This is a genomic window from Rhodococcus sp. OAS809 (assembly GCF_040546695.1).
GTDB classification, from domain to species: domain Bacteria; phylum Actinomycetota; class Actinomycetes; order Mycobacteriales; family Mycobacteriaceae; genus Rhodococcus_F; species Rhodococcus_F qingshengii.
Genome location: NZ_JBEPOI010000002.1, coordinates 2905032 through 2920674, shown reverse-complemented (window position 1 = coordinate 2920674; position 15643 = coordinate 2905032). Strand labels below are relative to the sequence as shown.

The 15643-nt window shown below is 62.3% G+C and carries 13 protein-coding genes; 9 read left to right on the top strand and 4 right to left on the bottom strand.

Annotated features, from left to right (window positions below):
* Positions 1-7 precede the first annotated feature (7 nt).
* The 3 genes from purB (at position 8) to ABIE52_RS16685 (ending at position 3352) form a co-directional block, all read left to right on the top strand.
* Positions 8-1429, top strand: a complete 1422-nt coding sequence (gene purB / locus ABIE52_RS16695) for an adenylosuccinate lyase (protein ID WP_192711972.1) — start codon at positions 8-10, stop codon at positions 1427-1429.
* Between the two features lie 65 nt (positions 1430-1494).
* Entirely contained in the window at positions 1495-1908 is a 414-nt protein-coding gene (locus tag ABIE52_RS16690) for an HIT family protein (protein WP_042920316.1), read from the top strand.
* A 55-nt stretch (positions 1909-1963) separates the two neighbouring features.
* The gene (locus tag ABIE52_RS16685; protein ID WP_076948615.1) at positions 1964-3352 is read left to right on the top strand and encodes a DUF1254 domain-containing protein; all 1389 of its coding nucleotides are present in this window, start codon (positions 1964-1966) and stop codon (positions 3350-3352) included.
* 13 nt (positions 3353-3365) lie between these two features.
* Here ABIE52_RS16685 and fes read toward each other — a convergent pair whose 3' ends face one another.
* Complete coding sequence (gene fes / locus ABIE52_RS16680; RefSeq protein WP_192711973.1) at positions 3366-4601, bottom strand: enterochelin esterase; 1236 nt, start codon at positions 4599-4601, stop codon at positions 3366-3368.
* 66 nt (positions 4602-4667) lie between these two features.
* Between fes and fepB the strand changes: the two genes are divergently transcribed.
* From fepB to ABIE52_RS16665, 3 genes are all read left to right on the top strand, one after another.
* Positions 4668-5663: a Fe2+-enterobactin ABC transporter substrate-binding protein gene (gene fepB, locus ABIE52_RS16675; RefSeq protein WP_037132295.1), complete on the top strand. Its 996-nt coding sequence runs from the start codon at positions 4668-4670 to the stop codon at positions 5661-5663.
* Between the two features lie 111 nt (positions 5664-5774).
* A complete protein-coding gene (locus tag ABIE52_RS16670) occupies positions 5775-7088 on the top strand; it encodes a sensor histidine kinase (RefSeq protein WP_354541502.1) in 1314 nt (437 codons plus the stop codon).
* Positions 7085-7747 (top strand): response regulator transcription factor, encoded by a 663-nt coding sequence (locus tag ABIE52_RS16665; RefSeq protein WP_003945911.1) that lies wholly within the window; start codon positions 7085-7087, stop codon positions 7745-7747. Before ABIE52_RS16670 ends, ABIE52_RS16665 begins: the two co-directional genes overlap by 4 nt.
* A 96-nt stretch (positions 7748-7843) precedes the next feature.
* On the opposite strand, the gene ABIE52_RS16660 is transcribed toward ABIE52_RS16665, so the two are convergent.
* Positions 7844-8776, bottom strand: a complete 933-nt coding sequence (locus tag ABIE52_RS16660; protein ID WP_192711975.1) for a tyrosine-protein phosphatase — start codon at positions 8774-8776, stop codon at positions 7844-7846.
* 250 nt (positions 8777-9026) lie between these two features.
* On the opposite strand from ABIE52_RS16660, the gene ABIE52_RS16655 reads away from it, so the two are divergent.
* The 3 genes from ABIE52_RS16655 to ABIE52_RS16645 all read left to right on the top strand — a co-directional run bounded on the left by ABIE52_RS16655 (position 9027) and on the right by ABIE52_RS16645 (position 13221).
* On the top strand, positions 9027-10061 hold the full coding sequence (locus ABIE52_RS16655; RefSeq protein ID WP_192711976.1) for an ABC transporter substrate-binding protein: 1035 nt from the start codon (positions 9027-9029) through the stop codon (positions 10059-10061).
* Positions 10062-10216: 155 nt separating this feature from the next.
* Positions 10217-11110, top strand: coding sequence for a phosphoribosylaminoimidazolesuccinocarboxamide synthase (locus tag ABIE52_RS16650; protein ID WP_003945463.1), 894 nt, complete (start codon positions 10217-10219; stop codon positions 11108-11110).
* Positions 11107-13221 carry a S9 family peptidase gene (locus ABIE52_RS16645; protein WP_192711977.1) on the top strand — a complete coding sequence of 705 codons (2115 nt, stop codon included), beginning with the start codon at positions 11107-11109 and terminating at the stop codon, positions 13219-13221. Before ABIE52_RS16650 ends, ABIE52_RS16645 begins: the two co-directional genes overlap by 4 nt.
* A 44-nt stretch (positions 13222-13265) precedes the next feature.
* On the opposite strand, the gene ABIE52_RS16640 is transcribed toward ABIE52_RS16645, so the two are convergent.
* Together ABIE52_RS16640 and ABIE52_RS16635 are read right to left on the bottom strand one after the other, a co-directional pair.
* Positions 13266-13955 (bottom strand): response regulator, encoded by a 690-nt coding sequence (locus tag ABIE52_RS16640; RefSeq protein ID WP_003945570.1) that lies wholly within the window; start codon positions 13953-13955, stop codon positions 13266-13268.
* Complete coding sequence (locus tag ABIE52_RS16635) at positions 13952-15538, bottom strand: sensor histidine kinase (RefSeq protein ID WP_192711978.1); 1587 nt, start codon at positions 15536-15538, stop codon at positions 13952-13954. Before ABIE52_RS16635 ends, ABIE52_RS16640 begins: the two co-directional genes overlap by 4 nt.
* Positions 15539-15643: the final 105 nt, after the last annotated feature.

The following is a 15643-nucleotide window of genomic DNA, read 5'->3' as shown; positions in this document are numbered from 1 at the left end:
AGGCCTCGTGAGCCGCATCCCGAATGTCCTTGCCAACCGCTACGCCAGCCCGGAGCTTGTTGCTCTGTGGTCTCCCGAGTACAAGATCGTGCTCGAGCGTCAATTGTGGGTGGCGGTGTTGCGTGCGCAGGCAGAGCTGGGCATCGACATTCCGGCCGACGCCATCGACGACTACGAGCGTGTCATCGACAACGTCGACCTCGAGTCCATCGCGGACCGCGAGCGGGTCACCCGCCACGACGTGAAGGCACGCATCGAGGAATTCAACGCACTTGCCGGGCACGAGCAGGTCCACAAGGGCATGACCAGCCGCGACCTCACCGAGAACGTCGAGCAGCTGCAGATCGTGCGTTCTCTCGAACACGTCTACAACCACGGCATCGCCGTCGCCGCCCGTCTGGGTGAGCGCGCTGCCGAGTACTCGTCCATCGTTATGGCCGGCCGCTCGCACAACGTCGCAGCTCAGGCCACCACCTTGGGCAAGCGTTTCGCTTCGGCCGCCGACGAGCTGCTGGTTGCACTGACGCGTCTGCGCCAGCTGATCGACCGCTACCCGCTGCGCGGGATCAAGGGTCCGATGGGTACTGCTCAGGACATGCTCGATCTCCTCGACGGCGATGCGGCCAAGCTCGATCAGCTCGAAGCGAAGGTCGCCGCGCACCTCGGATTCGCGCACGTACTGACCAGCGTCGGCCAGGTGTACCCGCGTTCCCTCGATCACGACGTCATCTCCGCGCTCGTCCAGGTCGGCGCGGGCCCGTCGTCGTTCGCACACACGATCCGCCTGATGGCCGGCCACGAGCTGGTCACCGAAGGCTTCCAGCCCGGCCAGGTCGGCAGCTCGGCGATGCCGCACAAGATGAACACCCGCTCGTGCGAGCGCGTCAACGGACTTCAGGTGATCCTGCGCGGATATGGCTCCATGGCAGCCGAGCTCGCGGGTGCACAGTGGAACGAGGGCGACGTCTTCTGCTCCGTCGTGCGTCGCGTCGCTCTGCCGGACGCGTTCTTCGCGATCGACGGCATGTTCGAGACCTTCCTGACCGTGCTGATCGAGATGGGTGCCTACCCAGCCGTCATCGAGAAGGAACTGACCAGGTATCTGCCGTTCCTCGCCACGACGCGCGTGCTCATGGCCGCCGTCCGCGCCGGCGTCGGACGCGAGACCGCACACGAGGCGATCAAGGAGAATGCCGTCGCAGTTGCGCTGGCGATGCGTGAAGAGGGCAAGGAGCCCGACCTGCTCGATCGCCTTGCCGCCGACGACCGTTTGCCGCTCGACCGCGTTGCACTCGACGAGGCCCTGGCCGACAAGGCTGCTTTTGTCGGTGCTGCTTCGGCTCAGGTCGATGCCGTTGTCGCCGAGGTGCAGAAACTTGTTGACGCCAACCCCGAAGCTGCGGCGTACGCGCCGTCGCCGATTCTGTAAGGGCTACGCCCCGTGCGCCTTTTCGGTGGTCACCACTACCGAAAAGGCGCACAGGGTCGGAGACCATGGACTGCATCTTCTGTTCCATCATCGCCGGTGAGGCCGAGGCCAGCGTCGTCTACGACGACGCGAATGTCCTTGCCTTCATGGATATTCGGCCGTTCACATCCGGCCATCTCCTGGTCGTGCCGAAGCGCCACGCCAGTGGATTGTCCACGCTCGATCCCGACGACGGTGCCAGGATCTTCGCCGTCGCGCAGAAGATCGCCGCGGCGATGCGTACCGGATCTCTCCCCGTCGACGGAGTGAATCTGCACCTCTCCGACGGAGCTGTTGCGGGGCAGGAAGTCTTCCATGTTCATCTGCATGTCATTCCGCGAAATCGCGGCGACGGCTTCGGCCTGCGCGCCCTACCTCGCACGCCCAATCGGACAATCCTCGACAGCACGGCTGCCGTCATTCGAGGCGCACTAAACTAGAGGTTCACCCGGTGTGGGTGATTCGCGCCGAGGTTTCTCCCAGCACCATCTGGGTATGGCCGACATCGAACTGACGTATTCCTCCGGACTTGTCCCGAGGGACGGAGAGCTTCCCGCTCGCGAAACCATCGCAACGGTCTTCGACGAGCTCGACTTCCAAACAGCAGTGCAGGCGTACTTGTGGGCCATACCCATCGTGTCCTGGGCTCAGTGGATGGACGTGCATACCAACATCTTCGGAGCAACTGCCTCCGATATCGTCGTCTACCGCTCATATCGTGACCGACTAGGCCTGATCACCGCCAACGCGACGACTCCGTACATCTTGAACTTTTTCGATCTCGGTGCAACGGGGCCGTTGGTGATCGAATTGCCGCCAGGGCCGACCGCCGGGGGCATCGCAGATTTCTGGCAACGAGAATTCGCGGTGCTCGGTGAGATGGGCCCCGATGCAGGCAAGGGTGGCAAGACCCTGGTAGTCGGCCCAGGTCAGAGTGTCGAGGACACAGGTGATTACACCGTTGTCCACTCCCCGATGATGCACATCATGTTCGGCTTCCGCACGCTCGATCCCGACCCGGCGCGCTCGGACGCGTTGGTCGACGCCGTCCGGGTGTACCCGTACTCCGATCGTGAGAATCCGACTCCGACGCGTCTGGTCTCACCGGACGGCAAGCCCTGGAGCGGAATTCAGCCGCGAGACCTTCGATACTGGGAACTCCTGCACGACATCGTGCAGGACGAACCTGTCGAAGAGCGCGACCGCTTCCCGATGGCGTGGCTTCGGCAGCTGGGGATTGAGAAGGGCAAGCCCTTCGCCCCGGATGATCGAGTGAGAAAGATCTTGCGACGGGCCGTCGAAGTGGGGGAGGTGTTCGCCCAGGCGAATGCGTTCGTCAAACGCTTCCCCGGTTCGCGCTACTGGCCGGATCGCCAGTGGGACTTGGCGATTGTCCTGGACAACTCAGCTCAGCGAGGGGACAACTACGACGAGTTCTACGAACGCGCGTCGTGGTTCTACGAGGCGGTCACCTTCTCCGAGGCGATGAAGAGTACGACGCCCGGACTCGGGCAGGCATATCTGGGTAGCTACGCCGACGCCGAGGGGCACTGGTTGGACGGAGGAAAGAGTTACACACTCCACGTACCCGCCGATGTCCCGGCAAAGTTGTTCTGGTCCGCGACGGTCTACTCGGTCGACACACGCTGCCTTGTCGACAACCAGCAGGGCCGAGGCGACCGTGGCTCGCGAGATCCCGATCTTGTTGTCAACGAGGACGGTTCGGTGGATCTCTACTACGGACCTACAACTCCGGTAGGGAAGGAACCCAATTGGGTTCAGACCATTGCGGGTCAGCACTGGTTCTCGTACTTCCGCTTCTACGGACCGCTCGAACCATATTTCGATCGGACTTGGAAGCTTGGTGACATCGAGCCGGCCTAGAGCGTGGTCTGTCTCACGGACTGCCGATCAGTTCGACAACGGAGTCCAGAAGGACACTGCGCCAGCACAACCAGTCGTGGCCGCCGTCGAAGATCCGACACGACACTTGCGCTCCTGCGGCCTCCAGCGCCTGTGCGACCGCTGCGCTGTGCCCGACCATGTCGGACTCGTGCTTACCTACTTCGAGGACAACGCGTAAACCGTCCGGTACGCCGTCGCGCTCGATCCGTGCGGCTATGTCTCCACCCGGCGGGCCGTCTTCCCCGCGCTTCAATCCGGTTGGCCACCAGAACGAACCGGACCCGCTGGCGACCAGCGCGAAGTGTTCGGGGAATTCGAGTGCTGCGAACATCGAAGCCAGGCCGCCGAAGCTCTGCCCCGAGACCACCGTTCGCGTTCGATCAGACGAGAAGGGTGTGACGGCGCGCACCTGCGGAAGCAGTTCGTCGACGACTGCACTCCAGTAGTCGCGGTTGCACGGCAATTCCTGCGAACGGCGTTGATTGTCAACGGAATCGATGGCCAGCAGAACGCAGGATTTCAGTTTGCCGGTCTGGACCGCACGATCGAACGCGGCGCCTGCCGGCATGACCTCGGCCCAGTGACGCCCGTCGAGAAGTATCACGAGCGGCCGTTCTTCGAGCGGTGTCAATCCGTCGTCCACGGTCTCGTAGATCCACACCGGCCGCTCGACGTCCAAAGTCGAACTAGCCCAGGTGAGCTGTATCGACTTCCTGAAAACTGGAGCATCCCAACCGAACTGGACCGGCGCCGAGGGCATCTCGGCGACGGAACGCCTTGTGTCCACACCTGCGGAAAGCGGATTGAGTGGGTCGGCAATTCGGTGCTCGAGCAACCCCAACCAGCGGGTGCGGCGGGTCGAGTCTTCCTTGCCTGCTCCCGGATAGTCGAACTCGTCGACTACGGACTTCGGTACCGGGATGATGCTGTAACTGCTACGCCAGGTGTTCGAGACTTCGGCGGTGTAGAACCACACCGGACTGTCGCCGAGTCGCTGCATCACGCTGAGTTGTTCTGCGTGATGGTCGGTCAGCGAATTTGCATCCAGGTAAACGCGCTCGACCTCGGTCTCCTCGGGCTGACGCCAGAGGAACGTAACTCGAACAGTCTGTGTATCAATGCTTTCGATGATCGGCGTTCCTTGTTGCACTATCCGATTCCAGGACGTCTCGATGTCGGGCGAGGCTGCGAGGGTAGCGGACAATTCGGTCACCGCCTGAGTTAGCATGAGCACAGCCTAACCTAATTTGATGGGCTTTTGAATTCGAGGAGTGGTCCGCCAGTGGGCGTCACAATGAAAAAATCACGCACCCTGAAGGTGCTCTCCGCAGTCTTGGTGGCAGGGTTCGCCCTCGTCGGTTGTAGTTCTGCGGATGCCGATTCCGATGCTGACTCAGCTGCATCGCAGGGTAATTGGCCGCGTACCGTGGAAACGCCGAAGGGGCCGGTGGAGATCACGTCGAAGCCGGAGAGGATCGTCTCGACCAGTGTGACGCTGACGGGCACGCTGTTGTCGATCGACGCTCCGGTGGTGGCTACCGCATCGACGGGACCGAACACCGACGTCTCGGATGCGCAGGGGTTGTTCACACAGTGGGGCGACATAGCAGAAGAACGCGGACTTGCAGTGTTGCCGATGGGCGGTGCGAACGCGGAATCCGTTCTGGCGCAGAACCCGGACCTGATCGTCGTCTCGGCAACTGGAGGTGACTCCGTCGTCGATCTGTACGAACAGTTCACGGCCATCGCGCCGACAATCGTGGTGGACTACGGCGGAAGTAGTTGGCAGGAAGTCGCCGCTGTGCTGGGTAAGGCGACAGGTCTCGAAGACAACGCGGCGGCCACGGTCGCGAAGTTCGACAGCGCAGTAGAGGCCGCGAAGGCCAAGATCACACTTCCCCCGCAGCCGACCACCGCGCTCGTCTACTACGAGGACGGCAGCGGCGCCAATATCTGGACGCACGAGTCCGGGCAGGCGAAGTTGCTCACGGCGATGGGTTTCACGGTCGCCGACATTCCCGAGTCCGCGAAGAGCAGTGAATCCATGGGTAAGCGCAAGGACATCATTCAGGTCTCGGCGGAGAACCTCTACGACGGTATCGCGGGCAACACCCTGATCCTGGTCAGCGCCGACGACGGTGCGGTGAAAGCGGTCGAGGCACTTCCCCTGTTGGCCCAGCATCCGGCAATTCGTGACCACCATGTCTATGCCGTGGGTCTGGACACCTTCCGTCTCGACTACTACAGCGCAACCAACATGGTGAACCGGTTGGTCGAGCAGTTCAGCTGAGCCATAAGTACTAGGCCTTTCACCTTCAACTAGTGCTTTGGTAGGAGCCGGGAATCGAACATTCCCTTCACGTTCGCCGAATGTGGGACCAAGTGGTGCGCGCATGCCACCATGAACGTCAATCATCGGATGCGGAATGGGGAGTGGATGTTCGACTCGGCTGGTCAGAATGCCCCGGGGCAAGCCCTGGCATCGCGAGGGCGGGGACGTTTCAACCTGAACAACCCGGCCACGGCGGCCGTGATCGTCGGCCTGCTGAGTGTGCCGTGGGTGTTCGGTCTCGCCAGTCTCAAGACTGAACCCGAGACGAGCAATCGAGTGCTGAGCGATCCGGGAACCGTCGTCGGCATCATGGGTTTCCTGACGGTGTTGACCGTTGTGGCGTGTGCGCGCCGGCGGTACCCGATCGCGTACTACCTCCTGACGTTGGCAGGATCCGGCGGATTGATGCTCTTCCTCGGCAGTCGATCGCTGGGGGCCACGCCGCTTTTCTGGTTCGCGATCATGGCAGTGTCCATCCGAGTGACAGGCATGCGCCTGGTCGGACTGCTGGTCCTCGGAATGGCGATGGACGTGATCTTGGCGATGTATCTCACCGAACGGGACGGGCTGACGGTCGCCGAGGTTCAGGTGGGGGAGTTGCCTCACTTGTTCCTCGAACCGGCGGCAAACACCGTCACGAGTTTCCTGGTCGTCGCAGCCATGGGAAAGATTGTCGCGCGCCTGCGAAAACAAGCAGTGGAGAACAGTCAGGCAGTAGCGGATCTGCACCGGGACCGCGAACGCAAGATCGCGAATGCCGTTGTCGCCGAACGGCAGGACATGGCACGTGAACTGCACGACGTCGCTGCCCACCACATGACCGGCATGATCATCCAGGCTCGTGCCGCCGACAAGTTCTTCTCGAGCAATCCCGAACAAGCACAAGCCCTTCTGGGGGGCGTCATCGAGCAGGGTCAGCGGGCCCTCAACAGCTTGCGGCAGATCGTGGGGATACTTCGCCTGGGTGAGGAAGACCCCGATTTCCCGACGCCCATGGTCTCCGACATCGACGAGTTGGTGGACGACTGCAAGCGCACCATCTCGTCGATCTCGTTGGAGAAGGTCGGCCGCTTCGACGACCTGGACAGCGGAGTCCAGTTGACGTGTTACCGCATCGTGCAGGAGGCGTTGTCGAACGTCCTTCGCCATGCGCCGGGTAGCGAGTCCAAGGTGTGTCTGAGTCGAGAAGCCGGTGCGGTGAGGGTACGGGTGGTCAATACTCTCGGGAATGCTCGCCCGGCCTCCGACGGGCAAAACCTCGGAATTGTGGGAATGCGCGAACGCGCGACGCTCATGGGTGGTCAACTGGACGCCGGACCGAATTCGGAAGGTGAGTGGGCTGTGCAGGCACTGGTGCCGGTGAACGGGAGGATCAACGCATGATCGATGTCCTTATTGCAGACGACCAGCAGGTGGTACGGCAGGGGTTCGAGCTGTTTCTCTCCGGTCACCCCGAGATTCGCGTCGTCGGGCATGCCAAGACGGGAGTCGAGGCGTACGAGCAGGTGCGTGCACTGCGTCCGGACGTCGTGCTGATGGATATCCGAATGCCGCACGGCGACGGGTTGACTGCGACCCGGGAGGTCCTTGCCGAGTTTCCCGGGACCCGCGTCATCGTGATCACCACGTTCGATCTCGACGAGTACGTTTTCGAGGCGCTCGACAGCGGTGCCGCAGGGTTCTTGCTCAAAGACGCCGATCCCGAAGAGCTCTCGTCGGCAGTGTTGACCGTGGCCGAAGGTGGTTCGGTGCTCTCGCCGAGATTGACGTCGAGACTGATCGTGGAGTTCGCGAGGCGTAAGCCGGCACCGATGTCCACGGCGCGCTCCGGATCGGATCACGGTCTCAGTGCGCGTGAAATGGATGTGGTGCAGTTGCTGTCACAAGGCTTGGGAAACAACGACATCGCAGATTCCCTCAGCCTCGAACAGAGCACGGTGAAGTCGCACATCAGCAACATCTGCAAGAAGCTGCAGGTGCGTACCCGTGTGCAGATCGTCATCTGGGCGTACCGAAACAACGTGATCGCCGTATCGCGCTGACGCACGGGACGCTGCGGCGCATCCGCCGCGGCACGGGCAGAGAAGTACACGTGCCCCGGGTCCGATCCCTCGTCGAACCCGGGGCATCCGTGCCACTCAGCCCAGCAGTTTGGCTTTGAGCGTCATGACAGTCGCCGGGCTCAGACCCAGGCCCTCGGTCAGGTACCGATCGACCGACCCGTAGGTCTGGTCCAACTGGGCGAGACCGGCATCGAGATAGCTTGCCTCGACACCCAACAGGGGCTCCATGTTGACGGCCATCTGTTCGCCCAGGCTCGCCGCGATGCCCGCGCGCGTGGCCTTCATGCCTTCGGCTGTGTACTCGTTGGTCAGCAAGTAGTCGTTCATGATCACCGAGCGGTCGACACCGGCGATACTCAGCAGCAGAAACGACGTCCAGCCGGTGCGGTCTTTGCCTGCGGTGCAGTGGAAGACCTGTGCACCTTCGGTTTCCGCGAGACCCGTGAGCAACTGCGCGAACCCGGCTCGCTCCGTCGCTCCGGTGACGAAGGCGCGGTTCATGTCCTGCATCATCGATCGTGAGTCCTCGGGGGACTTGATCTTCGCGATCATCTCGGCGATGTTCCCGGACAGGATCGGAATGTTCTCGTACGCAACCCCGTCGGGCAAGACATCGGGCTTACCGGCGATCTCGGGTTCCGTGCGCAGATCGTAAACCTTTGTCAGTCCCAGCTTTTCGAGATTGCTCATGTCATCGCCCTTGGGCGTGATCGCGTTCGCGCGGTAGAAGACTCCCTTGTTCACGGGCAGGCCGAAAGTTCCCGAGTATCCGGCGCCGGTGCCTGCGATGTCGCGGAAATTGTCGATCCCGGTCAGCCGCGGCGCATCTGGGGTCTGCTCGGAACTGCCGAAGTTGCTGGATCCGAAATCCAGCGAGCCGAACAGCGGAGCCGAGGGGCCAGGTTCGGCCTGCGCGATCGAGGCGCCGAAACCGGTGATGAGAAAGCTACTGGTCAACGCAATGGCCGCGGCAGACCGTAGTGAGCAGGTACGGGTGGATCGGGACATGTGTGAGCCCTTCGTCGAGCGGAGAGAGTGGCGAGTCGATGAGGTATCGCGAAGGCAAGGTAGCGAGTTCGCGTGTCCGATTCGAGAGGAATCTTGCTTTGCTCCCTCTCAGTGGGAGGCGTGCTGCTGTGAGCGTGGGCGGCTCGGGAGGCGCAGTTCATTCCTCGGGACCTGTGTTTGTGTAAAGGTCCAGTGCCCTGATATTGGTTAGCCTCACCAAATCAATTCCGGAGCAGTCCGGTGCGTTCAGATGGAGTTCAACATGCGGGTTCAAGGTCTGTCGCGGTTTCGCCGCGCAGTGGTGATCGGCGCAGCAGCTGCGCTGGCGGTCGGCGTCGCCGGCTGCAGCAACTCCGAGGAGGCGTCGTCCGAATCGTCGACGACAGCCGCGAGCTCGCAGACCCGTGTCTTCGAGGCACAGAACGGATCCATCGAGATCCCGAGCGACCCGCAACGGATCGTGGCCTGCGGATACGCAGTTCTGCCGCTGATTCAGGCGGGAGCGAACCTGGCAGCAGTATGCGAGTGGACCCGTGAACTCGGCAACATGGACGACAAGACCAAGGCCGCTTACGAAGCTCTGCCGAAGGTCGCGCCCGACGGCAACGTCTCCCAGCTCAACTACGAGGGAATCGTCGCTGCCGAGCCCGATCTGATCATCATGGGTGTTCCCGCTCGAGTCGAAAGCCAGCTGGACATGGCGCAGCTCGAGGCGGCCGCTCCCGTCGTCTTCCTGGGACCGACGGTTCCTGCTGATTGGCGAGTGCTGGGCGAGCAGTTCGCCGATGCCGCGAATGTCTCCGACACCTACGGCGAGTTCAAGGACGACTACGACGCCAAAACCGCCGAACTGGCCGCGAAGTACAAGGACAAGCTCGGCTCGTTGACCTTCGGCGGCGTGTGCAACGTCTGCAAGCCGGAGGCCGGCACCTTCTCACGCGAGTACGCGTCTTCGTACACGACCAATCTCTTCGACGGACTCGGACTGCAGTTCCCCGGCACCCCCGCAGACCCCGCCGACATCCACGTCGAACAGGTATCCATCGAGAAGATCGGCGAAAATCTCGGAATTGTCGACGTGATCGTCTACGGCCTCAACGCCGACGGCTCGATGTCTCCGCAGTTGCAGGAGCTGGTCAATTCCGAGCTGTGGAAGGAATTGCCCGCAGTGAAGGCCGGCAACGTCGTCCAGGTCCAGCATTCGCTGGCCGCGACCTATCAGACGGCTCTTCTGACGCTGGATTCGATCGACGAGGGCCTGTCGAAGCTTCCCGCAAACCAGTAGTTCATCGACTGTGACGGTGGCCTCTCGCCTGCTGGCGAGGGGCCACCTGCATATCCGGATGAGCAGGGCGGACAGCTCTCCGATCGGCGAGGACGCTTACCTGTCCCGGCTACCGGGGTTCTGTACGAACTGCGAACGCCCGATAGGGTGACCGGGTGCGTCCTACACTTGATTCCTACACTCATCTGGCCGGTGGCAAGGTCCGTGACCTTTACACGATCGACGACGAGCATCTGCTGCTTGTCGCGAGTGATCGGATCTCGGCCTACGACCACGTGCTCAGCACGCCGATCCCGGACAAGGGTCGCGTGCTCACCGCGATGAGCGTGTTCTTCTTCAACGTCCTCGGTGGCACCAACCACCTGGCCGGCGAGCCCGACGACGATCGCATCCCGGAAGAGGTACTCGGCCGCGCTCTCGTCGTGCGCTCCCTCGACATGGTTCCCGTCGAATGCGTCGTTCGTGGCTTCCTCACCGGCTCCGGCTTGGTCGACTACAACAACACCGGCGCAGTGTGCGGCGTCGCGTTGCCCGAGGGCCTCGTCGAGGCGTCGCGTCTGCCCGACCCGATCTTCACCCCGGCGTCCAAGGCGGCTCTCGGGGATCACGACGAGAACATCAGCTTCGATCAGGTAGTGGAGAAGGTCGGCCAGAAGCTGGCAGTGCAGCTTCGCGAGGACACTCTCGACGTCTATGCCCGCGCCTCCAACTTCGCAGCCGATCGCGGAATCATCCTTGCCGACACCAAGCTCGAATTCGGTCTCGACTCCGCTGGAAACCTCGTGCTCGCCGACGAGGTGCTCACCCCCGACTCGTCGCGCTACTGGCCTCTCGAAGGCTACGAAGCGGGCAAGGTGCAGCCCAGTTTCGACAAGCAGTTCGTGCGCGACTGGCTCACGAGCCCCGAATCCGGCTGGGACCGTAGCTCGGACACGACACCGCCGCCGTTGCCGCAGGAGATCGTCGACGCGACCCGGGCACGCTACATCGAGGCGTACGAGCGCATTTCCGGTCTGTCCTTCGACGATTGGGTCGGTCCCAGCGCATGAGCCTGATCCCGCCGGTCGCAAAGAAGGTCCCCACCGAACGTACCCATCACGGACACACGTTCGTCGATGACTACGAGTGGCTGCGGGACAAGGACAACGCCGAGGTAGTCGCATACCTCGAAGCCGAAAACGCGTACACCGACGAGCAGACGGCCGCGCTCGAGCCATTGCGCGAGAAGATCTTCCAGGAGATCAAGTCGCGGACGCAGGAAACCGACATGTCGGTGCCCACTCGCATGGGTAAGTGGTGGTACTACTCGCGCAGCGTGGAAGGCAAGTCGTACACCGTCCAGTGCCGGTGCCCCATCGCCGGTGAAGACGACTGGACTCCGCCCGACCTGACGCCCGGCGTCGAGCTGGCCGACGAGCAGATCCTCATGGACGGCAACGTCGAAGCCGAAGGGCACGAGTTCTTTTCGCTCGGCGCGTTCTCCATCAGCGAGGACGGCACGTTGCTCGCGTACTCGGTGGACATCGTCGGCGACGAGCGGTACACCTTGCGGTTCAAGAACCTCGAGACCGGTGAGATGCTCGCCGACGAGATTCCCGATACCGCGCCTGGCGCCACCTGGGCGATCGACCACAGTCACGTCTTCTACATGACGGTCGACGACTCCTGGCGTCCGGACACGGTGTGGCGTCACAAGCTGGGAACGCCGCAGAGTCAAGATGTTTCGGTGTTCCACGAGCCCGACGAACGGTACTGGGTTTCGGTGGGGTCCACCCGCAGCGAGAAGTACCTCATGATCTGGGTCGGTTCCAAGGTGACCAGCGAAGGCTGGATGCTGGAATCGGCGAACCCGGAAGGCGACTTCCGCGTCATCATCCCGCGTCGCGAGGGCGTCGAGTACGGGGCCGAGCACGCCGTGATCGGGGGAGAGGACCGCTTCCTGATCCTCCACAACGACGTCGTCGACGGCATCAAGGCCGAGAACTTCGTGTTGGTGGAAGCTCCCGTGTCGGATCCGACGAACATGACGACGCTGATCGAGCACAGCGCGGACGTTCGGCTGGAAGAAGCCGAAGCCTTTGCCGGACACCTCGTCCTGAGCTACCGACGCGAGGCGCTCACTCGGGTTGCCGTGTGGCCGTTGACGGATGACGGCTACGGCGAACGCCACGAGATCGACTTCGACGAAGAACTCTTCAGCATCGGCATGGGGTCCAACCCGGAATGGGCGCAGCCCACCATCCGGCTCGGATTCACCTCATTCATCACTCCCGGGCAGGTGTACGACTACTACGTCGCCAGTGGTGAACTGGCACTGCGTAAGTCGCAGCCCGTTCTCGGAGACTTCGATGCGAGTAACTACGAGCAGCGTCGCGACTGGGCAGTAGCCGACGACGGAACCCGCATTCCGCTCTCGATCGTGAGGCGCGTAGGTGCGCCGGAAGGTCCCGCGCCGCTGCTGTTGTACGGCTACGGTTCCTACGAGGCGAGCATCGACCCGTCGTTCTCGGTTGCCCGCTTGTCGTTGCTCGATCGCGGTGTCGTCTTCGTCGTCGCACACGTGCGCGGCGGCGGCGAGATGGGCCGTCACTGGTACGAAAACGGCAAGACGCTCACCAAGAAGAACACCTTCACCGATTTTGTCTCTTGCGCAAAGCATTTGATCGACACCGGTGTCACGTCGGCCGACCGGATGGTTGCCGACGGCGGTAGTGCAGGTGGATTGCTGATGGGCGCTGTCGCCAACATCGCTCCGGAACTGTTTGCCGGCATTCTCGCCAATGTTCCGTTTGTCGACCCGTTGACGTCGATTCTCGATCCGTCGCTGCCGTTGACGGTCATCGAGTGGGACGAATGGGGAGATCCGCTGCACAACAAGGACGTCTACGACTACATGCGCTCGTACAGCCCGTACGAGAACGTGGAAGCCAAGGACTATCCCGCCATTCTTGCGATCACGAGCATCAACGACACCCGTGTTCTGTACGTGGAGCCGGCCAAGTGGGTCGCAAAACTGCGCGCCACCAAGACCGGTGATGCTCCGCTACTTCTCAAGACCGAGATGAGCGCCGGACACGGCGGTGTCAGCGGTCGGTACGAGAAGTGGAAAGAGGTCGCGTTCGAGTTCGCCTGGGTGTTGGACACCGTGGGCGCGAACTAGCTTCTGTGTCAATCAGGTTCGGTGACTGTCAGGTTCTGTGTCAATCAGGTTCTGCGGTAACGAACCTGAGGGCGCCCAGCGCGCCCGTACTCGGTCTCCCGGGTGAGCATGCCGTCGTCTGCCAGCTTTTCCAGGTAGCGCCAGGCTGTCACCCGGGACACGCCGACCGATGCTGCCACCTCTGCAGCGGTCACGGGTCCCTCAGAATCCCGGACAGACGCTGCGACGAGTCCGAGTGTTTGAGACGCAAAGCCTTTCGGTGCCGCTGCTCGATCGTCGGACGTTCGTAGCGCGGACATCGCGCGGTCGATGTCGTGTTGACTGACCGCAGACTCTCCAGCGGGAAGCGCTGCACGATATTCGAGGTAGCGCTCGAGCTTGTCGCGGAATGCTGCGAAAGTGAACGGCTTGAGAAGATAGAGGACGATCCCGCGAGCCACGGCGCTTCGGACCACCTCCAGATCGCGCGCCGAGGTAACCGCGATGATGTCCGGACTGGGCCGCAAACCGCCCAGGGCGGAAGCCACGTCGAGACCGCTGGCGTCGGGCAACCCGATGTCGAGCAGGACCAGGTCGATGGGCTGGTCGGTGGCGTTGGCCGCCGTAACTGCACGCACGGCGGCGTTCCCGGAATGAACCACGCCGTGGACCACGAATTCCGGCACACGCTCGACGTACGAACGGTGCGCCTGGGCGATCAACGGTTCGTCGTCGACTATCAGCACACGGATCATCGCGGTGCTTCCACCTCGCGCAGCGGGATACGGACAACCAGCATGGAGCCCATCGCCGGCTCGCTGGTGAGCGTGCCGCCGTGCCGTTTCACCACTTGAGAGACCAGTGCGAGACCGAGTCCGCGAGAGCCGGATTTTGTGGAGTAGCCACGGCCCTTGGCCTTTTCGAGTGCTTCGGGTGTCATTCCCGGGCCGCTGTCGGCGACGGCAACAACCATCATCGAATCCTCTTCCATTACCGTCACTTCCACCCACGGAGACTTGCTCGCGCGCGATGCGTCAATAGCATTGTCCACGAGATTGCCGACCAGCGTGACCAACTCGCGTGCATTGAGCGAAGGAACCGGACCGAGCGCGGTGTCTTCGGTGATGGTCAGGTCGACCCCGCGTTCGGCCGCTTCACTCATTTTCCCGAGCAGCAGTGCGGCGAGCGCCGGCTCGTGGACCGCATTCATCAGACGATCTATCAACTGTTGGGACACTCGCAATTCATTGGTGGCGAAGGCCACTGCGTCTTCGTTCCGGCCCAACTCGACCATCGTGATGATCGTGTGCAGACGATTTGCACTCTCGTGGGCTTGCGATCGAAGCGACTCGGCAAAACTGCGTACCGAATCCAATTCCCCGAGTACGTTCTGCAATTCGGTGTGATCGCGAATTGTCAGCACGGTGCCAATTCTGTTGCCCTCCCACTCAACCGGGTGTTGGTTGACCACCAGCACACGCTTGTCGGTGAGGTGCACTTGATCCTTCGCGGGAGAGGCGTCGTCGACTCGCATGGTCTCGGGGATGGACGAAAGTGGCACGGGCCCGTCCGGTAGATCGAGGAGGCGACGCGCTTCGTCGTTGACGATATCCACTCGCGCATCTCTGCTTCGGCCTCGCCCGATCACCACCAGACCCTCACCGATGCTGTGCAGGACGGCGTCGTGGTGTTCGTACATGGTGCGCAGTTCATCCGGCGCCATCCCCAGGGTCTGTCGCCGGATACGCCGACTCACCAGAAGTGAACTCAGGAGGGCGGCAAGAAGACCGCCGCCGGCAACGAACAGGATGACCGGAACACTTTGGGCGAACTGCTTGGTGATCTGCTCGCGGGTGACACCGGCAGAAACCAGACCGACCAAGGTTCCGCCGGAATCGTAGACAGGAGTGACTGCGCGGATCGACGGCCCCAGCGACCCGGCGTACGTCTCTGTGAAGGTCACGCCGGCAAGTGCGCGGTCGATGTTCCCGGTGAAGAGTTGACCGATCAGCTCCGGGCTCGTGTGGGTGAACCGAGTGCGATCAGGCGCCATCACCACGATGAAATCGACGCCGGTTGCCTGTCGGATCTTCTCGGTCTGTGGTTGCAGAATCGCGGTCGGGTCCGGACTCGTCAGGGCTGCCGCCGTCGAATCCGACAGGGCGAGAGTCTGCGCTATCGAGCTCACCTGCCTGCGGATCGCGTCGTCGCTGTCTCGGCGTTCGTCGACAACTGCGAGCGCGGCCCCCACACCGATGACCAGCGCCAACAACGCCAATTGCAGGAGCAGGATCTGCCTGGCGACGCTCATACGTCGGCCGGTCTTTCGTTCGACCATCGAGCGCCTCCTGAACGTAATGAACACAAACTTCCGGGCCCACCTGTTTGCAACAAGAATTCTCCACGACTCGAAGTGATCCCGATCACTTCACAGATATCCGAT